The sequence below is a fragment of the Geobacillus sp. E263 genome (genome assembly GCF_007197795.1).
In the GTDB taxonomy this organism is placed as follows: Bacteria; Bacillota; Bacilli; order Bacillales; family Anoxybacillaceae; genus Parageobacillus_B; species Parageobacillus_B toebii.
Window position 1 is genome coordinate 1957422 of record NZ_CP041632.1, and the last position, 21716, is coordinate 1979137.

Here is a 21716-nt window from a genome sequence, read left to right on the forward strand (position 1 = left end):
CACGCTGTATGTACGAAGCACCAAGCGTTCGATGCGAAGCGAATGATGCAGGACATCTTTGGCCTCGAAACGGCTGCTTGATGCCTATAGTCTCGATTCTCTAGACAACAAGGATGACACGGAGAAGCTGGCGCGATATCATCCATTCGACCTTGAGTCCCTAAAGGAGCTTAGCCAGCCTCTGCCTGATGACTAGACCGAACGAAGGAATGTAGGCACAAGGATGCCAAGAGACATGGGAGGGTTCGTCATCATCAGCGATGCAGAGATCCACGGTGCATCCCATACGCTTCCCCACTACAACCAAATTTAACCAGTAGTGGCCGCGAAGCGTACCCAGTCAATGTAAGATATACACATATTTAAGAAATAATGTTAGAAACTTTGTCGAAAAATATTTTTTGACACCCCTGAAACGGCTACAACCGTTGATATATCAACATTTATAGAGGGAGAACCCTACCCATGTCTAAAAGTATACCAAATGTCGACTGGGCAAATCAACTGGAAAGTGTCATTCGTCAGTTTGTGAAGGAAAAATTAGAGCTGATTATGCGGGAAGAAATCAAGAATTTCCTCGAAATCGAACAGGCTGGAACGCCGAATATGAGAAACGGCTGCTATCAACGAAATCTAGATACGCAATATGGCCGAATTGAAGGGCTTTTGGTGCCAAGAGACCGAAACGGAGAATTTCAAACACAGTTGTTTGCCCCTTATCAACGCCACACAGGCTGGCTGGAGGAAGCCATCATCAGGATGTATCAAAGTGGCATGAGTACACGGGAAATTGGCAAGTTTATCGAACGAATTCTAGGAAATGCTTATTCTCCAGCGACGATCAGCCGTATTACCGATGTCGTGAAAGAAGAGATCGAGAAATGGCACACTCGTCCACTGCACAAGCGTTATTCCGTCTTATATTTGGATGGTTTATACGTAAAACTTCGTCGCGAAACCGTGGAGAAAGAAGTCATTTATGTGGTGTTAGGAGTGAATGAAGAAGGGTATCGAGAAATTCTGGATTTCTTCGTGGGAGGACAAGAAAGCGCCTATGTATGGCAGGAAATTCTTCAACAACTATACAACAGGGGCGTAAAGGAAGTGCTTCTGGGCGTATTCGATGGACTACCGGGGTTGGAGGAAGCCTTTAAGGCGGTTTATCCGAAAGCGGATGTGCAACGTTGTGTCGTTCACAAAGTCCGCAACACGCTCCATCGTGTTCGGAAAAAAGACCAATTCGAAATGGCGGAGGATCTCAAGCTGATTTATCGCGCGCCGAATAAGGAGATGGCGTTACAAATGTTTCAACAGTTTGAGTCGAAATGGTCCAGCAAATATCCAAGAGAAGTTCAATCTCGGGCCAATGAGTTGGATGTCCTCCTAACATTTATGGATGACCCAAGCAGTATTCGAAGTGTGATTTACACGACCAATGCCATCGAACGATCAAGGAAATTCGGAAACGTCTCAAACCCATGAACAGCTTGAGTAGCTTAGAAGCCACTGAAAAAGTCGTATATTTGACGATACAGGACTTTAACGAGAAATGGGCAGGGCGAAAGTTGCGAGGATTTGCCGAAGCGCATGAAGCCCTCGAGCGAATGTTTGAAGAACGTTATTGTTAACCAAATATTGTAAATAAACAAAATAAGGGGATTCTCCCTTTCCACGCAAGAGACTGAATATTCAGTCTCTTGCGTGGAGGAAATATCCCATACCCGTCAAGTTAGCGGTATAAAATTTTTTAGGATGATACGCATGTTCGAAAAATCAATCAAAGGATGAAGAGAAAACCAAATGCTGGGCATGCCAAATAACCCTCAAGAAGAGGGTTATTTGGCATTTATATCCATAACCCACACTACCATATCCCCAATTTCTTTAAAAGATCCGATACCGTTTCCTCTCCTTTCCTTCGGTCTTTCCTCGCGTGTTTCCTTAACAGAGACAGGAGAGATGGAAGGGCGGTTTCCATCGCTTGGGGATGCAAAAGAAACCGATGCCAATACGATTGGAGGATATTAAGCGCTTTCCATTCACTGTTCTCGATTCCCTCCCGTTGATGCCAATACCTTCGGGCTTGGAACAGAAGAGTCTGCGTGACTAAAATGGCAATCAATGTCCCATATAAGTGGCATTCGAATCGTTCCTTCTTCATCTTTTTGACACGGTCAAGATCAAATAAGGATTTCCAGCCCTTAAATAACAGCTCCACTTGCCAGCGCAGCGAATACAGCTCATAAACTTGTTGCGCATCAAACGATTCTTGTGGTAAATTGGTCAGTAAGATGTGATATTTCTTTTGTTCAAGGGTTTGGCGTGACAGCGCCTTCCCTTTCTTTTTTTCCTTTTTCCGCACATACGCCAGCCGTTTTTCCCATTCTTCCGCCGTGAGACGGCGAAAAATCAGACGCGGAACATACAGGCGTTGGTGTCCGATATACACGTGTTCCACTTCCACGGCTTCCCCCTCGTCCAATCGATTTCCTATCGACTCCCAATCCCATTCGTGCCACTCCCCGTCCTGTTTGATATAGACTTTGATATCGGAACGCAACCGGGTAATATAATAAGCACCTCGAGCATCGATCTCCGCCAGCGTGGCGAGTGAAAAAAACCCCAGATCCCGAATGCAAAGGTCATTCGGTAAAATCGTGTGCTGGGTATGATAAGCAAAGCGGGCATCGGAATCATTGGCCTGTTGGACGCACAGCTGAAGACAGGTGCCCGATAACAGCTCATACTCAAATTGGATTTTGGCGCCAGATGAAACCGAACCTTGATAGTCCTCACCATAGTCGGCCGGAAGTAAAAAACTGGTAGAGTCTAAGATCCGCAGACGGGTGAAACAAGCGCGATACGTCTCGGTGATGGAAGAGAGTGCCGGACGTTGATGCATCAGGAGAGTAAAAAAGACCTCTTTTAAAAACGCCACGGCACGAGGCGTAAACCGCTGATTCAGTCCTTCATTCGAGAGAGAGCAATCATGCCAGAGCGCCAAATCGGCACACAACCGCTGAAGCGACTGACAGGCGAGCGATCCGTCTCCCCAAGCACATAGCGTCAGAAAGGCTTCCGCTGTTAATGAACGCTGCCGCTGAATGAATCCGACTTTCCGTGCCAGACGGGTCAGTTCTTCAGAGGAGAAGAGTTGACGAATCGTTGTTATCCATGCCTTCATCTTTTTGCCATCAAAAAATAATCCTTTCCAACGATGATTTTCGTTAGAAAGGATACCATGTTTTTGGCGCTGAAAAAAGATCAAATTCTTAACTTGATGGCTATGGGAAATATCCCCCCCTCTATTCTAAATCCATTTCAGAGATACCCTATCTATCTTACATTACACAAAATTCTTGACGGTACCGCTTCTTTGTTATCCGATCGATGTTGTTTTAAAAGACGGAATGACTTTTTCAACAAACGCTCTCAGTTTTGGTATTAAATTGCTTAATATTAATCATGCCGTTTTTATCGACCTTTTCTTTACATTCAGGCAAGTAGCCAGCATAAATATAACCGTTTCCTGTATGCCTTAATTCTCTAATTACCGTTTTCCTTCTTGTTCTGCTCCCTTCAAACACAAAATTGATTTTATCTGGTTTTACCTTTTTCTCTTTTAGTTCAGCAAATGATCGAAACAAATTTAGAGCTTCTTCGAAGGACAGAGCCATATCATCTTCCCCCTACTAATAGTCTTATACCTTCTCTCATGGTCAAATCAATACCCTTTTCACAAGTTGTTTGTCCACTCATCAACACTGTACATTATTTTGGTGAAAAATTTTATTGAATCATGTCATAAAAACAAATAAACAGAAGCGAAAATGGCTTCTGTCGTAAGTGATCATACGTCCCAATTAATTCAAAATGTTTGCGTGCAAAATTGGTTTTTACTTGTTCTTCCGGCTTCAACTTTGATTCCTTCTGATTAAACGAAATGTCCTGCCAACTTTTCTTACCGCCGCTGGGCACAGGGACTTTCTTCTCTTTTATTCTACCAATCTATCGACATGCTTCCGAGTCACTTGATCTAGGAACTTTTTTTAAAAAAGTGAAGAAATTAATTGTTGAATCTTTTTCGAATCGATTCCCCCATTTTCCGTCTCCATTGTGACAATGAGGTTTCCTCCCTCTTCTATAGGAAGAATATTGTGACTACGATACCATTCAAGTTTTGCTTCCCAGCGTTTACGATATTCTGGGTTAGACAACATTCCACAGTGTTCCCAATAGTAAGTAATTCCTAAATCATCATCTTCAATTGTAAAATCTGGATAACGGATAGTCCCTCCAAGTTTAAGAGGTTCTTCATATAAATAATTAATTCCGTTAGCATGTAATAGATCTGCAATTATCACTTCTGATTTAGAGCGTACTAGCTCCCCTCTTGTCGTGCGATGTATTAATCGTTTTTCCAAGAACACCCCATCATCTATTTCAATCATATTTGGTTTTTCAAATAAATTTGTATAGCGTCTTGCTGTTTCGGAATAGCGGTCCGATGCATAACGCCATAAATTTGAGCGCGTCCCTTGATGTAAAATAATCACTTTCTCTTTTTGTCTTGTTAGCGCCGTATACAACAACTCAGGTGATAATAAAGCACATGATTCGGGAATAATCACAAACACTTTTCCGAATTCGCTTCCTTGTGACTTATGAACGGTGAGGGCATAAGCAAGCTCTAATGCCGGTTCTCCCTCTTCACGAAAATCCGAAGTGAAGTACTCATAGCGATATCCCGGCTGAGAAGAAAATTCCACATTAAAGTGTGTTGCATTTTGTGCATATTGCCCTATTACAAGTCCAATTTCACCATTCGCAACATAGCATTGTGCCCCTTCTTTTGGCCATACATAATTTCGTTTATGGTTAAAAGTATTAATAACCTTATCTCCATAGACAATTTGCTCTGGTCCCATCGGTTTTGGAAAATAACGATTAAATGTTCTTTGTGATGAGCGTATCCGCTCTTGCTTAAACGTCGTGTGAATTTCACGATTAATCGCTTTCACGCCATACAAAGCATTTTTCACTGGTGATAAAATTTGCCAACTTTCCACTTTATGAACTGAATTGTTTTTACCGCTTGGATGACTCACAAAGTTTATATAGCCTTTTTCATTCTTTACTCCACCTAATGTACGCTCAAATCCCTCAACGTCACTCTCATTCTCAAGTTCCAATTCTTCCATTAATACTCGTTTTAGTGTCGGAAGTAGTTCCTCTTCCCGATTCCACTGAACAAAACGTAAAGTACTTGAACTAACTGAAAAATTAGTTTCATCAAAGTATTCATCATCTGCAGGGTGAACACTGCTGCGGCTGAACCATTGTGCCAAACGAAGGTCATCTCGCTCCCCACCAGTTTCACTTGACTGGCGTCTTGGAATCGTTAATTGCCCATAACCTTTTCCTACTTTCGGAAACATACTTTCTACATTATCTGGGGTTAAATAGTTTACTAAATCAACAAACGGTCTGCCTGCACCGATTGGCGGCAGTTGTCTTGGATCACCTACAAAAATAAATCGTTGGACTCCTTCTAATGCTTCAAATAACGCTGCCATCATTTCTTCTGTCAACATTGAAGCTTCATCTACAATTACTGTTTGTGCATGTTTTTCTCCTTTTGCGTTTATAAGCTGATATCGAAAGTTTTGATAATCATATCGATTTGTTCTACCTAAAAACTGGGCAAGAGTATACGCTTTTATCTTTAACGTTTTTGATACTTCCTCCATTCTTACACGTGCTTTTCCCGTCGGGGCTAACAACAATACATCCCCTTGTTGAATCTCAGGATGACTTATTAATGTTGACAAAAGAGTCGTTTTTCCTGTTCCGGCAGGTCCTATTAAAACAGAAATTCTCGATTCCGCCAATTCCTTTAAAATAGCTGCTTTTTCTGTACGAGCCATCTCTTCTTTTTCTGCTTCATATGGATCAGCAATTTGGATGGGTCCACCAAGCTTTTCATCTAGTAAAGCTCGCCAATCCGCAGAAATCGAAATCCTTGCACCTTTCAAACGCTTTTCTACTTTTTCACGAATTAATTGTCCCATTTCGTAAAGACGTTTAAGCTGATACGCTTTAGAACCGTCTGCCATTTCAACAATGATTATTTCCTGCTGTAAATCCGTTTCTATTGATGTTAAAAGATCTTCATGAAGTTCACAATCCGGAACGATTGGTAAGTTTCTAATTTGACGAACAATTTCCTCAAATGGCAATAAAGTATCTCCGTTGCTTGCAGCTTGTTCTAATACATATACCACTAATGCACGTACCCGTCTGATATCATATTTGGAATCCAACGTACCTTCTCTAAGAAAAGGATAAGTTTCAAGTAATGCTTCATTTGGAAACATTGCTTTATCAATTGTCCAAATCGGTATAGGTTCGAGCTGAAGGCGTGTTTGCTCATAAAGTATATACGGATTTTTTAAAATATCATTATCTGCAGCATGAATCCCTTTTTTCTTTCGCTCCGATTGTACAAACACAACTGTTGCTTGTTCGTTTGACAATTCCATTCGACTTAACAGTTTAACTAATTCTTTTCGTTCACTTGGCATTTGCTTCCACATACGAGATAACTCTGGTGTTACTTGCTTTGCTAAAGAAGATGGCAAATAATCTTTTGGACTCTCAAACATTGCATCTACCAGTGGCCAAATATCTGCATTCTCTGTAAAGTGCTGTTCTAAAGCGCGAGCAACAAAAGTTCCTAGTGAAATCCCCATCGCTGTAAAGCAAGCTCCGAGTCCCGGATATGGTCCACGCAATTTCCATATTTCAGACAAACGGTCATCAATCCATTTCAGGCATTCGTCCCATGGACCACGAATATATTTTTTCATTTTTTCTAGTGATTTAGCTAACTCAATTAAACATTCAATGGCACTGTCATTCGATACATGTTCGCTCGCATACGAAAACTCAGCCATTCGTTCTTCCGGAGCAAAAGCAATGCATTCTGCAACATTTATTTCTGGGTGTTTTTCGGCATATGTAAACAATTCTTGATATGGTAACAAAAATCCATCACGAAAATCAGGGCGAAGGGTATGCTGAACCATTCGTTCCCAAAGCATTGCTCGTAAAGATGGAGATTTAGTGGCATATTGATATTCAGTAAGTTCTCCAATATGTTTTACTCTTGCCACTCCAATAAGCACTCTACGCGTTTCTTCAACAAATGGAATTTGTTTAGCATAAAAGAAAATTAAAGAGCCTACTTGTATATGATTCATGAAACTATTTAATAACGTCTCTTGATTCGTCTTCTCCTGCCACCAGTTGCTAGGAAAAGGTAGCTTCGGTTCTCTCGATTCATCTACATCCAATGGATAATATTTTTTCAACTCATTAATGGACGATTTAAGCATCCACCGAAATGGAATAACCGCCGCTGAATAAGCCGGAAATCGTAGAGGAGTTGCCTTAAAATGTCCATGCGTTTCTTTTGAACTTTCTTTATATGGATGGTCAACTACTTTCACATAGTCAAAAGGTGCCATAAACATGCCCCGTTCTGCCACACAACAAGGCCACACATCTTGTGATAGCTCTTCAATAGACATTCCAGCATATTTGCTTTCCAATTCCTCATCTTTCAATTCTTCAATCCTTCTTAATTTTAAACAGCTGGTATTCTTCGCAGGATTGCTACAAATCGTCCCATTCCATCCTTGATCATGCCATGGGACGCGAACGGATAAATGTTTTAATGGATAAATCTCATTTGGTAACATGATAAAATTTTTTCTTCCTTTCTGTCATAGAATTCAAACAACATATCATCGGGCTTATCATTCTTAATATATACACGGCTCATCTCCTAGCTAGTGATCCGATTCTATAACACCCGTGCCTTTCATTTATTTTTCTAACATCTTCTTAATCCGGTTCAAATGATACTCCGTATTATATTCGCTTCGTTTGCTTCCACCGTTGCGTAAATTATATTCGATTTTACGTAAATGATATGTCTGGGCAGTTGTGAGAGCGCTAACATTTATATTTTCTTCACTTAACATCTGTAATAATTCTGCCTCTGTCGAAAATAAATCAACATCCCTTAAAGAATTACCATTAAAATGATACGCACGTATAGTGAAAAAATATTTTTGAAACTCCCCTTGAATAAAATTCACTTCTTCATTTAACAGCTTAGCGTCCGGATAGTCTTGTGGATGTTTATTTTTGTTATAAAAATACTCCCCTGCTGGTCCGACACTAAAATCTAATGAGAGTGGTTTGTTCTCTTTTCCGTTCCGCGTTAATGCGATAATGACCATATATGGCAATTTTAAATACTGTGCAAATTCAACATCTGCATTACTCGGATCTGCCCAGTGTTCAAAGTATTCCTCGTGTGGATGACTATGGTATGTACCTATCCATTTAGAAGTTGAGAATAAACATTTAGCGCTTTGAATCGCTTCATTTATCTTTTGATCTGGTTGCACTAAATCCTCTGTTCGCTTCGAGACACTTCCAACAGGAAAAGCAAAATCACATTCATAGCCCGTTTCTTTTTTTAATCCAAATAATAGACCAAATGATTCTGTGTTTACTCTCTTTTTATTTTGCGGAAAAAATTGTATTGCATCCAATAATATCGTTGAAAAAGAGTGTTGAATTAGTTCTAGATGATTTTTCATCGAAAGCACCTCATTTTAAGTAAAGTAAAATGAATAGCTTTTATGAACAAACCTAAAAAACGTTTAAAAATCTGTGAGTGTACCTTATCATTCCACACTACGGATTCTTACAATAGGAAAAATGATTTCGTCTTTTTCTCTTATCTATCCTATATTAACGTACATATATTTCTCTTTTATCGATACAAACACCACTTTTCAAGTTGTTTTCCGGTCATTTTAGTTCATCATATTTTTTCTTTGAACCAAACGCTTTTCCACCGGATACTTTTTTTCATTTTTTCCATTTTATTGATGATTGCTTCTTCTAAGTCGATGCCTAATTCATGTGACAACAAAAGTGCATAAATAACTATATCAGCTAGTTCATCCTTAATATTTTCAAAATTATCTTGAACTGCTTCTTCGCTTGTTTTCCATTGGAAATTTTCCAGCAACTCCCCTGCTTCTAAAGTCAAAGAAATCGCTAAATCTTTTAGAGTATGAAACTGTTTCCAAGTTGCGCACATCACGAAATTTAATGATTTTTTGCTGTAAGTGTTTCAATACAATTCCCTCCGAACATGTACAAAAGTTTAGAACATGTCCTAAAACTCATAAGTATGCATAAATGAATGCAGAAAATCCCCATCTTAGAAACCATACAGTGACCGAACATACTCTTTCAAAAAAATCTCTCTTCAAAACAGATTGCAAGATTACATATTTTCGATCATATTAAAAAATTGCTCCAATGTTTCTAATTCTAACTTTTGAACTAAATCGATAAACTCGCTATATAATGGGCTATAGATGCTGCTAATGCTTTCCATTTCATATTGCAACGCTTCTTCAGATGCTGCTGATTGCGCCCCAATTAGTAATTCTCTTTGTTTCTCGACAGAGTACCCTTTTTCTTTCATGAACATAAGAACATTCTTGATTTGCTGAATAAATAATGGAGAATGTTCTAACCACCCATTGACTTGTTCTTGCCAGTTATATCTTTGCGGGTTAAGTTCTTCAGATTGACTTCCCTCAAACAACTGTTTTAATGCGTAGTATAGCTCTTTTAACTCTGACTCTGAAAGGGTAACGCCTTTTCCCATTTTCGTATGTGAAGCATTCCAATCTCTTATATCATACTTTGGAGGATAACCGTTCCAACTAATAAGGTTTAATTCCTTACTCCACCCTTTGGATGAGCTAGATAATGTTGCTATTTGTTTTTTGATTTCAAATTGAATCGTTGACAAAAGACTACCCCCTATTTGAATAAATGCTCGAATCAAAGCCAAATGCATCATAATCTTCTTTATAAAAATCTCTTACAAAAGGTGAAATACTTCTAAAGTTTTTACCAGTATACATCAGCTGTACTTCTTTTTTCGCCCGAGTAATTGCCACGTAAAGAACTTTCTTTTCATCATTTAATATAGTGTCGAGGTCAGCATTGTAGCTGTCGCTATCCTTATTGTCACCGGCTCTTTGATCTAATTCTTCTATCCTCTTTTTATTTGGATAATGATCGCGGTCAAAATGAATTAAAAATACATAATCAAATTCAAGACCCTTCACGCTAAATGCATCTGTAAAAAAGATTGGCTTTTTCTGCTTATTTAGTTCAAATCTTCTTGCATATTGCGATGTGGTAATGACATCAAAATTTCGATTTAATTCATTAAAGACAGGACATTGATAGACACCATATTTATCCGCATCATGACGGTGGACGACAGCAATAGTCGCATCCGAATCATGTTTCTGAATCGCTCTAATTTGGTCTACTAGATGTGTAGTTAATTCTTTTGAATGTCGGAAATAATATATAGATGGTTTTTTTCCTTCTCTAACAAAACGTTGATCATCCAAACGGTCATTTTCTTCATCAAGAAACTGCAAACTGCTGGCTAGTTTCATAATTTGTTTCGTTGATCGATAGTTTGTTCGCAAATTTCGGGTTTTTCTTCCCTCGATATACAAACCTAAATCCCGATAAGAAAATGGGCTTCGTTTATAAATGCGCTGCTTAGGATCTCCGGAAACGACAATCGATTTTTTAGTGAGTCCTACTAGCGCCTTCAACTGCATTGCCTGCAAATCCTGTACCTCATCTACAAAAATATAGTCATACTTCAATGATTCCGGGATATCTTCAAAATGTTTGAGCAACAACAAAGCATAATCTTCTAAATCCAAATGATCATGAAACTGTTTTTTTAATAACTCCTGATATTTCTTGTATAAATAGAAAATGGTCCGACGCTGCTCTTTTGTTAATCGCGGAATATTTCCTCTCCCCACACGTTCACAATTATAATAAGATTCTTCCGTAATAAAACCATTTGCCTTCATCCAAAGGATTTCATCCATTAAGAACGTACCCGTATGTGTTTTATAAAGTTTTTGTTCTGGCGGCAGCCTTTTATATTCTTCACTTTCCATAAAAGAATCGACAAGAGCAATGGTGCGGCGTGTAATGGTATCCTCATAACGCCGCAAATTTTCGAGATTTACTCGTAAAAACTCCGTATTTTTAAAGCCGATTTCTCGTAAAATTCCTGTTGCCATATTATGGAAAGTTTTCATATGAAGAGTATGTTTGTCTTTTATCTCATGAAATTTATGCGATTGCTCTATTCTTTTTCTCGCATCTTCAATTAAAGTCGTATTAAATGAACAATATAAAATTCGCTTCGGTTCATTTTCCTGCTCCATTACTTTTAATAGTTTATAAATTAGAGTCAGACTTTTTCCGGTTCCAGCCGAACCATTAATTAACATTTGATCTTCTTCCTGTTGTACAACAGAAATTTGTTCAGGACTTAACGTAATATTTGGCAATAGTCCATGTGCATCAAAATAATTTTGCCATGCTCTCGCAGATTTTTTGGCAAAGTCTAAACGTTTTTTATGGAGATCAGCTGTCATTTGCATCGATGACATACTCACCATCCTTACAAACATGCAGGAATGGACACATGCGGCAATGTTGTCCGCTTCTAGCTTCTATTTCCTTGATTCTCACACTCGCAAGAAATTCTTTTATATGCTCATCTATTCGAAATGTGTCATGATCATATTGGTGTTTTGCTTTCCAATTTTTCGTTACAATATATTTACTTCCTAAACGTTGGAGCCGTTTCATTGCTTTTGGATAATAAATATTCTGATATGATTTATAGGTTCTTAAACCTGAACTATACGATGTATCCAACAAATTTTGTTTATGCGCATTTGTCCATTGCGGAAATAAAGGAAACATCGTTTCTCTAAATAACTCTTCTCCTTCTCCTTGTTCAGCAAGTAGTTTGCCAATGATTGAAAATGCTTGCTGTTGATGGAAGTCGTTTTCATAAACAGGATGGTGTTCGACAAAAGCATTCAAAAAGAATTTCCGCTGGCAAAAATCACTGTCCAACCACAACAAATCAGGGATATTTCGCAATGGCTCTTTTGGTATTTCCTCTTGCGTGGTTACAGTTTCTTCCCAACTAAATTCTTCTGTTTGCTCTTCCAAATTCACTTTCTCTTTATTATATAATTCTTCTAATATCATGAAATAAATACTTGGACCATCATTTTCCTGCAAATCTTTTATATAACTAAAAGTAATTTGTCCATTCCCATACGCAAGAAGATGATATATCGAATATAGCGCAGTACTTCTTGTTACATTCCGCGAATAATAATCGACTAAGAGGGCATTAATCCTAATATTTTGGTTGGTAGCAATAAATGAGCAACGAATGCATTCTTTTAACCAAGTATGAGTTAAGAGGCTTGGCAACTCGGGAGTTTTCCAAGGGAATGTTTTAAACGATAGCCCCGTTACATGAATGTTTTCTGCACTCAAAGTCTTGCCGATTAACTGATCAAAGTTCAAAATCTTATTTTCTTGTTCTTCAGTGGAACCTAAATAAAAAGTAAGCAACTGGTATAGCTCTTCTTTAGCAAACTCCCAATGATCAGGGATATGGATGGAAAACAGCTTTTCAATTTTTTGCTTAGCGCTTGGCTCCCACTTATCTTTAACAGTTAAGTAAATTTTATATAGTTCTCTTAAATATAATTGGACATTTTTCTTTTCTCTTTCAGCTAATAGAAGCCGATTCACTTTTCGAGCTAAATCTTTTGTACATTCGATTAGCTGTTTCACCGTAATTTGATACCTGGACTGATGTACATATGGAAAACAACGAAACGGATTGCTCAAATAACACTTTAACCGATGGCGCCCTGCCTGTTCTTTTGCCACTTCATCAAATACCTGACTTACCTCTTGAAGATAAACTAACGACTGTAGACGTTCCATTATATTTTGGAAACTTTCAACACCGTCCATATAATCACGCAAATCAACTAACAGTGTCAATGCTTGTGTGCCGTTTATGCTCCCGTACTGCACCCATCCGGATGTCATCATGTTTACATAATCATCATATGTTAAGAAAATGCCATCTTCAGTTTTTTTGCAGTTTTGTAGAGAAAGAAAAAACTTCCCATAACGACTTGCATAAAAATGATCACTTTTCGTGCAATCCGTATAAATGTTTAAATCTTTTTCATAACTTGCAATTACTTCATTTTGATTATTTACAATTGGATTTTTTTGGAGATACTCTTTAAATTCAGTTGGATGGTTAAAAGACAAAAAACGAATGTTATCTAATTGATCTTCTTGATGTGGAAAACATTTATCCAAATATTGTGCAAATTTTGTGCCTCGATTAGGTTGAGAGCTTTCAACACATTCCCAACGGCTATAATCACATCCACTAACGCGCTCATAAATTTCACGCCATGTTTTATAAACATCTGGCGCATTGGGGTTGAATGGAATATAAAATACAACATTTAACCCAATTTGTTGAAACAAATAAAACATCATCATCCTTAAAGTATCAATGTAATCAAAATGATGAACACAAACTGTATGAATGTCAGTGTCTATGTTCAATTTCTCAGCTATTTTTCCCTTCGTAAGATTTGCTCGTTCTTGCAAATAGCTTAATATGACAGGATCGTTTCTTAATTCGTCCAACATCGTAATGAGAAATTTTTGTTCCTCATTTAACTGTATCTCCGGAAAATGAAACAATCTTATTAGACCCATCTCTATTAAAAAACGGATAGATAAATAAAAGTCGCGGATTCTTTTCTCAAAGTAGGTCACTTTTTCCTTTGGAGCATTTCTGTAAATATATTCACGGATCGTGGATAGCAAATATACCTCGGTATGAGGATGATGCCAATCCGAAAACAGTCTCTCTATGAAAGATTTATAACCAAAAACTTGGTTAGAAGACTCGTTCAAGTTCCGTAAATATTCAGCAAAAGCCGCACTTTGGGTAAGATGTATTTCACCTTGATGAATCTTAAAGTTTTCGTAAAACTTTTTTGTATGCTGGTAGTACTTCACTTTAAACAACCAACATCTCCCCGCTTTCTAGCAAGTCGCTCCAACACTGAGTCTGGTATGGATTCATTTGTGAGGAACTGTTCGCATAAACTGCTTTTCTCGCACGCGTTAAGGCTACGTATAACAACCTAGCTTCTTCAGCAATCGTTTCCATCTTTTCTGAACCGACATATTCATTGTAGTAGTTATTCTCAAACTCGAAACCATTCCAATGAACCCTATATCCCATTTTCCATTGCGGCCTATCTGAAACTAAGATTAAATCCGTTTTCCCCTGCTTAATAAAGGCACTTTGTGTTAATGGCATTAATACATAGTCAAACTCCAAACCTTTTGCTTTATGAACAGTCATTACCTTAATTCGATGATTTACATTGCTCTCTAGTTTTAGTTCGTTTTCTGTTGCATCTGTTGCCATTTTAATAAATAAAAATTTTTCAAGATCATATAAGGAGGCCTGGAAATCGCCAAATTCTTTTTTTATTAGATAAATGAGACGATCTAAGTTCATTTTGTATTCTTTCATTTTTGCAACGGCTTCCTTTTTTTGCATTTCAATATCTCCATCAGGAAACCAGGTTCTTAACTGATTGTAGTAGCGAAGCCGAAATACTTCATGCGGTTGAACCGTATCAATAATTTTTTGAAGCAGAGCAATCGCTGATGAAGTATTCCACTCATATTCCGGATGATCTAATCTATCAAATATCTCTAATAAATCAAGAACGAAAGGCTTTTCTGGCGTATAAGCAGATAAAATTTTAGCAATAGTCAGTTCATTCTCCCCGTAAGAGCTTTGGTGAAATAAATAACGATCTTTCGGAACATTTGGATGTGTAAGTCTTCGAATCAACAAATAAAATTCCCTCACTGGCAACGAACGGTAAAAAGAGCCTGACAAAGTTGCTTCACAAAAGAATCCCAGATTCTCGATCCTCTTCACCATTTCCAACACTTCACGGTTAGAGCGAACTAACACTGCAACATTCTCATTATGCAAACGGCGAAGTAAATATTTTAAAGTTGTATCGTCCATATCTAGGGTAACTAACCCTTCTTCGCAACTTTCCTCTTGCACGGGAATAAGCTTGTCCGTATCGTCAAACTGAAACTTTTCAACGACTTTTGTCCATTTTTGAAATAAGACGTTAAATTGCTTTAATAATGTTGGTGTGGAGCGATAGTTCTTTCGTAGGGAATACTCCTTATAAACTTGATTCGCTGTTTTTAGTTGCTGCTGTAATTGACGAAACGCCGTATAATCTGCTCCTCGGAAACGATAAATGCTTTGCTTAATATCCCCGACCGCAAACAACTGACAACGATACTTCTCTACTAGCCAACTAACAAACGCTACTTGTGACTCATCAGTGTCTTGAAATTCGTCGACAAACAAATAACGGATCGAAAGCCTTAATTGATCAGAGGAAAGATTCTTTAGCAATATGAGGCGGCTTATTAAATCACTTATTTCTAATGTCTCTTCCACCTTTTTCTGTTCATCAAGCTCTTGAATGACATGCTTAATCACATAATTTGCGAATTCATGAAATCCATGTATATCTATTCCAAAATCGAGCCGTTGAATACTTTCAACCGGGATCGATTTATTGTGTAACTGTTCAATCATATCGGTAAAGGATCGAATGATTTGATAGTGAGGGATTTTCCGAAAACGTTCGTATATCTCCGGACACTCAACAGAAAATTGATCAATATGTTTTTCGATTAATTTCCTCCGTTCATGTTTGTAACTTCTTACTTGCATGGAACGTGAAAATCCCAATGTTCGCCCTTCGGTTGCTAGAAACTCTTTAGCAAACGAGTGAATGGTTCCGATAAACATATTTCCCACTTCTTCCATCCACTCTAAATACTTTTTGTCTTTTGTCAAATCGTAATAGTTTTTGAGTTTTTGCAATAGCTTTGAGCGCATATTTGCTGCCGCTTCATTTGTAAACGTTATCATAACAACCGAACGCAAATCGAGATTAGGTTCCATATGCTTTAGAAACATAATCCGATTAATCATCGTAGTTGTTTTTCCCGTACCCGCTCCTGCTTTCACAATGCAATGTCCTTCGTCATATCTATGCTCGAGTTGATATTGCTCTTTGTTAAAAGTACTATTTTGATCAAGATAATCTAATAATTGAGAATCATTTACTTTGCCATCCTCAATGAGGATAAATGTATGTTCCCATTCCGGCAAATAACGGACAACGGAGACATTCAATAATTCTTTCTTACTCGCTTCCTGTAAAACGGGATCTTCAAGTAGTTCTTCCGGATCATCAAAGGTAAGAAAATACACCTTTTGTCCATTTTGAATATATTGATAAAGTTCTTCCGTTACTGCTTGTTGAATGTCAGGAGAAAATATTAGCACGGAATATTTAGCCTTGTTCATTTGTCATACACTCCTATAACTCCGCACAAAAATAAATTATAATTCTATTTTATACGAAAATGGTAAATTAGTTCTATATAAATTGAAATAAAGGTTTTCTCCCGTTCCACGGCGAATAAATAAATAAAAGAGAAAATAGGGGAACGGAGAGAAAATATGATGCCAAATCACAAAGACGAGATCGAAAAGTTGTCCACTGCCATGAAAGAAGCAAAAAGTAAACGAGCATATGAACGCTACCAAGCGATTTATCTTCATTTGCAGGGATATACCAAAGGAGAAATCGCAACGATTATTGGTCGATCCAAGAAAACTATTTATAACTATATTCATGCCTACGCCCAGCGCGGTCTTGATGGACTGGAGATGAAATACTCACCTGGCGCCCCACGTCGATTGACCCCTGAGCAGGAAAAAGAGCTGGCTTTGATCATTGAACATCAGCTCCCCGTAGATGTGGGATTCGAAGCAAAATATAATTGGACGCTTGCGATAATCGCTGAACTCATTCAACAAAAGTGGGGGCCAACATACACGCTTCGCGGAACAAGTGACATTCTGCATCGGTTAGGGCTAAGCTATACGAAACCGACCTATACACTAGCCAATGCCGATGAAGAGAAACAAAAAGAATTCGTCGAAATCACCTTCCCTGAAGTAAAAAAAAACTGGTAGATGGGAACATCGCCCATGTCCTCTTTCAAGATGAGTCGATGATTCGTGATTACCAAGCGATTCAAAAAACATGGTTTGTCAAAGGAAAACAACGAATCATTCCGACGTTTGGAAAACATCAAGGGCTGAAGCTGATTGGCACGTTGAACTACGAAACAGGGGAAGTGTTTTGCATCGAAGAAGAACGCTATGACGCGGAAACATTTCTTCGATTTCTTCAACTTGTGTTAGAACGCTATCCCACAGGCAAAATAGTGATGATTTTAGATAACGCTCGAATTCACCATGCCAAACTCATTCAGCCATTTTTAAAAGAACACGAAGATCGGTTAGAGCTCGTCTTTTTGCCACCATACAGTCCGCAATTGAACTTGATTGAAGGGCTATGGAAATGGCTGAAATCAGACGTGATTTACAACGTGTTCTATTCGAGTGTGCAAGAAATTAGAAAGAATGTCCAAGCCTTTATTCAGCGAATCAACCAGAAACCAGAACAAACGATCGATCGTTTGTGTGTTCAGTTGTAAATCTTTAATTCAACTTATATAGAAAGTTAATTCAAATTTATGTTTATTATATAGAATTTTTACTTTTGTAACCGATGATGTATAAAATTTTGTGTAAAGCATTTTACTAGATCAAAAGAAAAAAGGTAGGGTATTCTCTGATTGAACCCAAACATTCCAGAGAAAGGAGAACCCTACCTATGTCTAAAAGTATACCGAATGTAGACTGGACAAATCAACTGGAAAGTGTCATTCGTCAGTTTGTGAAGGAAAAATTAGAGCTGATTATGCGGGAAGAAATCAAACATTTCCTCGAAATCGAACAGGCGGACACATCCAATATGAGAAACGGCTACTATCAACGAAATCTAGATACACAATATGGCCGGATTGAAGGGCTTTTGGTGCCAAGTGTAAATTAGCACATTATTTCAGAATCCCTTTTTCAAATTATTTCAGGCGGATTCGGAAATAATGTGCAAAATTTTTGCGGATTGTTCCGGATTTTGCACATTTTTTCGGAACGTTTGCACGCTCTTTCAGATGAAGATTTCCAGCGCGCCTGATGGACCGATGGAAAAGAGAAAGCACAAAAGAGGCCGATTCGGCCCCTTTCGTGCTAATACCCCATTTCCTCTGCGGCCATGCGCACCATTTCTTCGTCAATGGCGTCCTTTTTCAGCTGATACCCGTATAACAGGCACGTCGTGGCCAACGTGTTGATCACTCGAGGCCATCCCCGCGACTGCAGGGCAATCGCCTCTAACGCCGATGAGGTGAAGATCGGATGCTTCGCCCCGGCCTGTTTCATCCGATGTTCGATGTAGCCCGCCACCTCTTCCTTCTCCAGCGGCCCCATCCGGTATCGCATGATGATCCGCTGGTCGAGAGGGCGGTGCTGATTGAGCCGCAGCTTCCCCTGTAAATGGGGCAGCCCGGCCAAAATCAAGACAAATGGGTTGGTCGAATCCATCTCAAAGTTGAACAAGATCGCGATGTCCTGTAAAAATGCATCCTTCGCTAAATGCATCTCGTCCAAAATGAACACCGGCGTGATCCGCCGTTCATGATACAATCGCTCGATCGCCTGCTGGATTTGGCGGAAGAGATCTACCTTGCGGTACTTCGGTTCCTCTCCTAATCCCAAGGCCAGACCACGGTAAAAATCCATCACGCCTTCGGTGGATATCGGCTTTGACCTTGTGGTGCTCCCGCTTCAGAAAAATCGCATCCAGCCAATCTCCATCTTCGATGAACAACACGAGATGCACTTGCGATTGAAACACCTCATGCGGCGTTTTTCCGTCCAGCGAGGCGTGCGGTTTTCGATGATACTCCTCTTCAAGCCACCTCCAAAAGCGCTCGTTCAGCTCTTCGAGCGACTTCGGGGGATCCAACTCCAGCAGCGGATAAAACCGCGTCTGTACGGTGCGGAAGAACCGTTCGATTTTCCCTTTGCTTTGCGGGTCATACGGCTGGGTGTGGATAAGCGTAATTCCCATCTCGGCGCACGCATACTGCAGCACCTCGGATCGATAAATTTCCCGTTGTCCGAGTAAATGCGCTTCGGCTTCCCGCAACGAAGCACCGCTTCCTTCGTGACGATCCGCAGCCCGTCAAACTTCTCCGAAGGGAAAAACTGCGCGTACGGCACAAACCGCGAGCAGTCATCGATATAGGCGATCAAAAACGTTTTCTGGGCTTTCCCATTGACTCGAATCGTTGGTCCATAGGATAAGTCCCCTTGCCAAAGCTCATTGATCTGGTCATACGCAAAGCGCTTTCGCTCCGGCATGGGCAAGATTTCTTTCCCGACAAGGTTGTGTTTTTTCAACAATCGGTATATAGTAAAGTAAGAGATATGGTTTTCTGGGATTTCCCCCTGCTCGATCAGGTGTTCGTAGAACACCGTCACGGGCATGGTGGGATGTTCTTTTCTTAGGGCTAAAATATGATCCTCATCATCGGGCGACAGACGCCTTGAGTGGCCGCGGTCCGAACGGCGCTTCGGCTTTAAGGCGTCAAAGCCCCCTTTTTTGTATCGGGTGCACCAATCGAGGATCGTCTTGGCTGCGATTCGTTTGTCGCCCTGGTGGGGAACATGGTGCACTCGCTCGCTCACCTCTTTCAGATACGCCTTCGGTTCCACCTGCCCATTCACCAACGGAGCGATTAGCCCGTACCGAAACAGGGCAATGTCGTGTCTCATCGACTCATCCATTCAAATCTCCTCCTTGTCTCACTTGGAATCAGGACCGTTCCGGTCCTCCTGCCCTTATCGTACCGGATCGCTTTTTCTCCGTCGATAGGAAAGGTTTGTGGGAACCTTAACCATTTCCAATTTAGGATATGTATGTAAAATCAGGATCCCATTTAATTCGCAAAAGGGTGTCGAAATCCTTCCTTCCACATGTCTCTGATGACCGAATAGAGACCGTGTTTCTCCAACGTCCGGATCCACCAAGAAGCCCGTTCCTTTTCTTTTTTCACGATAGGGTCTATGATCCTCCACCGCCTCGCAAAAAAGCTGTGAAGGTTTGATAGGTTTCGACAGAACCGCCGGACATAAAAGATGATGCCGTCCTTTGTCGGGAGGAACGGAGCCCGGTTCGTCCCCTCGGTCAATCCCAACTGCTCTTTCACGACTTGCCATACGGCGGACAACGTATACTGAAAATACGGGAGGAGAAAGGAAGGCAGCACACTCACCGTTTTCAAGCATTCTCGACAGCGATACCGGACAATCCAAATGCGATAATCACCATGTGGGGTCAATGCGTTTCGCTCATAGTAACCGTGGCGGTGCAACGGGCGCTTGGCCCGGCAATGCGGATACTGTGTCAGAAGAGGAAAGTCGTTTTCTTTTCCACGCTCTGCATACGTTTGGACGTCAATGCCAAAGTCATGAAATTGAATCACGTCCTCCTCCCCCTCCTCTGAACCGATGGATTTTCTCTTCCGAAATAATTCACAAAAAATTTAGCACATTCTTTCAGAAAAGGGGAGAGGGCTTTCTGAAGAAATGTGCAAAAAAATGCCTCTTTTATTCCAAAATAAAGTGATAATTTACAATTAGCTTACGCAGAGGTATATAAGAAGTTATAGTAACAAAAGGGAACATTGTTTCCTTTCTTCTTCAACTAACGGTCAAGTTAGTTGAAGAAGGATTTACTATATTTAGAAAATTTTTTTGGGGGGTAAATTAACCAAAATAAATCATCTTTTTTAGGGGAGGATATCTAAAAAAGGAGGTAGCTTTTTATATGAAACGGATTCTAATTTCACTTGTTATATGTTTATTATTCTGGAATTTATCATTGTCCTACCAAGTTGTAGCAAAGACTAATATTACTGGCGAGGAAAAACATACTGATTTTTATGATGCTTTGTTAGTTTTATTGGACCCATATGCGAGGAAAGCAATAAACAACAAGTACCCATCTCGCAGTTATGGGTTATGGAATGCAGAAATATTAGAAGTGAATCGGAAAACTGAAGGATATTCTCAATATGACTTTACAATAAAGGTTAAATATGATACTTATACAGGTCCTCATAATCCACCAGAAGGTCCAGTCATTCTAACTTTTGATGTAAAGTTAGATAGGGTTACTGTAACTAAGGTTGAAGGATGATTTTTGAAATCGTTTTGTTTAAGCTAACGGGATGCTTTAGTTGAATAAGAAAGGACATTACATATTAGTCATATACAATATGTAATGTCCTTTTATTTACTTATATTTCTTTAATTTAGGTCTTGATAAAAAAAGCCAAGGCCTATTTTTGCTTGAAACCATTCTGTTTGCCAAGATTATATTACAAATAACAAATCTGGTTCGCTTAAATATTTTTTCAGTTCGTTTAAAGCTTTTTGCGCTAAAACGCCATCGATTAACCGATGGTCGTAGCTGAGTGATAAAGCCATCATCGAGGCGATTTCAATGGAATCATTGATGACGACAGGTTTTTTCTCCACTCTGCCGATGCCTAAAATACATGATTCTGGATGATTAATAATCGGCGTCAACTACCCAACGGCTAAAGCCGTG

11 protein-coding genes and 7 pseudogenes are annotated in these 21716 nt (G+C 39.4%); 4 read left to right on the forward strand and 14 right to left on the reverse strand.

Going from position 1 to position 21716, the window contains the following annotated elements; all coding sequences use genetic code 11:
- Window positions 1-465: 465 nt before the first annotated feature.
- Window positions 466-1628, forward strand: a pseudogene (locus tag FNL97_RS10150) (IS256 family transposase).
- Between the two features lie 236 nt (window positions 1629-1864).
- On the opposite strand, the gene FNL97_RS10155 reads toward FNL97_RS10150, so the two are convergent.
- The 10 genes and pseudogenes from FNL97_RS10155 to FNL97_RS10195 all read right to left on the reverse strand — a co-directional run bounded on the left by FNL97_RS10155 (window position 1865) and on the right by FNL97_RS10195 (window position 16486).
- On the reverse strand, window positions 1865-3184 hold the full coding sequence (locus FNL97_RS10155; RefSeq protein WP_143415724.1) for an IS4 family transposase: 1320 nt from the start codon (window positions 3182-3184) through the stop codon (window positions 1865-1867).
- A gap of 235 nt (window positions 3185-3419) precedes the next feature.
- On the reverse strand, window positions 3420-3677 hold the full coding sequence (locus FNL97_RS10160) for a hypothetical protein (RefSeq protein WP_062679417.1): 258 nt from the start codon (window positions 3675-3677) through the stop codon (window positions 3420-3422).
- Window positions 3678-3789: 112 nt separating this feature from the next.
- Window positions 3790-3918 carry a hypothetical protein gene (locus FNL97_RS18475; protein WP_268796334.1) on the reverse strand — a complete coding sequence of 43 codons (129 nt, stop codon included), beginning with the start codon at window positions 3916-3918 and terminating at the stop codon, window positions 3790-3792.
- A 131-nt stretch (window positions 3919-4049) separates the two neighbouring features.
- Window positions 4050-7763 carry an ATP-dependent DNA helicase gene (locus FNL97_RS10165; protein WP_143415725.1) on the reverse strand — a complete coding sequence of 1238 codons (3714 nt, stop codon included), beginning with the start codon at window positions 7761-7763 and terminating at the stop codon, window positions 4050-4052.
- A gap of 126 nt (window positions 7764-7889) precedes the next feature.
- Window positions 7890-8675 carry an MPN domain-containing protein gene (locus FNL97_RS10170; RefSeq protein ID WP_062679415.1) on the reverse strand — a complete coding sequence of 262 codons (786 nt, stop codon included), beginning with the start codon at window positions 8673-8675 and terminating at the stop codon, window positions 7890-7892.
- 214 nt (window positions 8676-8889) lie between these two features.
- Window positions 8890-9221: pseudogene (locus FNL97_RS10175) on the reverse strand (nucleotide pyrophosphohydrolase).
- A gap of 476 nt (window positions 9222-9697) precedes the next feature.
- A pseudogene (locus FNL97_RS18480) lies at window positions 9698-9910 on the reverse strand (YdbC family protein); the annotation flags it as partial.
- A 4-nt stretch (window positions 9911-9914) separates the two neighbouring features.
- The gene (locus tag FNL97_RS10185; RefSeq protein ID WP_233252970.1) at window positions 9915-11600 is read right to left on the reverse strand and encodes a UvrD-helicase domain-containing protein; all 1686 of its coding nucleotides are present in this window, start codon (window positions 11598-11600) and stop codon (window positions 9915-9917) included.
- Entirely contained in the window at window positions 11575-14076 is a 2502-nt protein-coding gene (locus FNL97_RS10190) for a hypothetical protein (protein WP_235603768.1), read from the reverse strand. The genes FNL97_RS10185 and FNL97_RS10190 overlap by 26 nt, the downstream gene beginning before the upstream one ends.
- Window position 14077: 1 nt before the next feature.
- Complete coding sequence (locus FNL97_RS10195; protein WP_062679413.1) at window positions 14078-16486, reverse strand: ATP-dependent helicase; 2409 nt, start codon at window positions 16484-16486, stop codon at window positions 14078-14080.
- A gap of 156 nt (window positions 16487-16642) precedes the next feature.
- Between FNL97_RS10195 and FNL97_RS10200 the strand changes: the two genes are divergently transcribed.
- Both FNL97_RS10200 and FNL97_RS10205 read left to right on the forward strand, forming a co-directional pair.
- Window positions 16643-17688, forward strand: a protein-coding gene (locus tag FNL97_RS10200; protein WP_015374552.1) for an IS630-like element ISBs2 family transposase whose coding sequence is annotated in 2 segments (ribosomal slippage) — window positions 16643-17146 and window positions 17149-17688 — 1044 coding nt in all. Because the reading frame shifts where the segments join, the coding sequence is not laid out codon by codon here.
- Between the two features lie 179 nt (window positions 17689-17867).
- Window positions 17868-18077: pseudogene (locus FNL97_RS10205) on the forward strand (transposase); the annotation flags it as partial.
- A 209-nt stretch (window positions 18078-18286) separates the two neighbouring features.
- Here the strand turns inward: FNL97_RS10205 and FNL97_RS10215 are convergent.
- The 3 genes and pseudogenes from FNL97_RS10215 to FNL97_RS10225 all read right to left on the reverse strand — a co-directional run.
- Window positions 18287-18859 (reverse strand): annotated as a pseudogene (locus FNL97_RS10215) (ExeA family protein); the annotation flags it as partial.
- Window positions 18855-19888 (reverse strand): annotated as a pseudogene (locus tag FNL97_RS10220) (IS481 family transposase); the annotation flags it as partial. The pseudogenes FNL97_RS10220 and FNL97_RS10215, both read right to left, overlap by 5 nt.
- Before the next feature lie 152 nt (window positions 19889-20040).
- Window positions 20041-20586 carry a DUF6431 domain-containing protein gene (locus FNL97_RS10225; RefSeq protein ID WP_062678970.1) on the reverse strand — a complete coding sequence of 182 codons (546 nt, stop codon included), beginning with the start codon at window positions 20584-20586 and terminating at the stop codon, window positions 20041-20043.
- A 344-nt stretch (window positions 20587-20930) separates the two neighbouring features.
- On the opposite strand from FNL97_RS10225, the gene FNL97_RS10230 reads away from it, so the two are divergent.
- On the forward strand, window positions 20931-21302 hold the full coding sequence (locus FNL97_RS10230; protein WP_052510034.1) for a DUF3888 domain-containing protein: 372 nt from the start codon (window positions 20931-20933) through the stop codon (window positions 21300-21302).
- A gap of 176 nt (window positions 21303-21478) precedes the next feature.
- Here the strand turns inward: FNL97_RS10230 and FNL97_RS10235 are convergent.
- Window positions 21479-21691: pseudogene (locus tag FNL97_RS10235) on the reverse strand (2-oxo acid dehydrogenase subunit E2); the annotation flags it as partial.
- Between the last annotated feature and the right edge of the window lie 25 nt (window positions 21692-21716).

Bases quoted from the DNA above. Each gene is read 5' to 3' on its own strand.
- FNL97_RS10155 (WP_143415724.1), bottom strand. From the start codon at position 3,184: ATGAAGGCATGGATAACAACGATTCGTCAACTCTTCTCCTCTGAAGAA.
- FNL97_RS10160 (WP_062679417.1), bottom strand. From the start codon at position 3,677: ATGGCTCTGTCCTTCGAAGAAGCTCTAAATTTGTTTCGATCATTTGCT.
- FNL97_RS10165 (WP_143415725.1), bottom strand. From the start codon at position 7,763: ATGTTACCAAATGAGATTTATCCATTAAAACATTTATCCGTTCGCGTC.
- FNL97_RS10170 (WP_062679415.1), bottom strand. From the start codon at position 8,675: ATGAAAAATCATCTAGAACTAATTCAACACTCTTTTTCAACGATATTA.
- FNL97_RS10185 (WP_233252970.1), bottom strand. From the start codon at position 11,600: ATGTCATCGATGCAAATGACAGCTGATCTCCATAAAAAACGTTTAGAC.
- FNL97_RS10195 (WP_062679413.1), bottom strand. From the start codon at position 16,486: ATGAACAAGGCTAAATATTCCGTGCTAATATTTTCTCCTGACATTCAA.
- FNL97_RS10230 (WP_052510034.1), top strand. From the start codon at position 20,931: ATGAAACGGATTCTAATTTCACTTGTTATATGTTTATTATTCTGGAAT.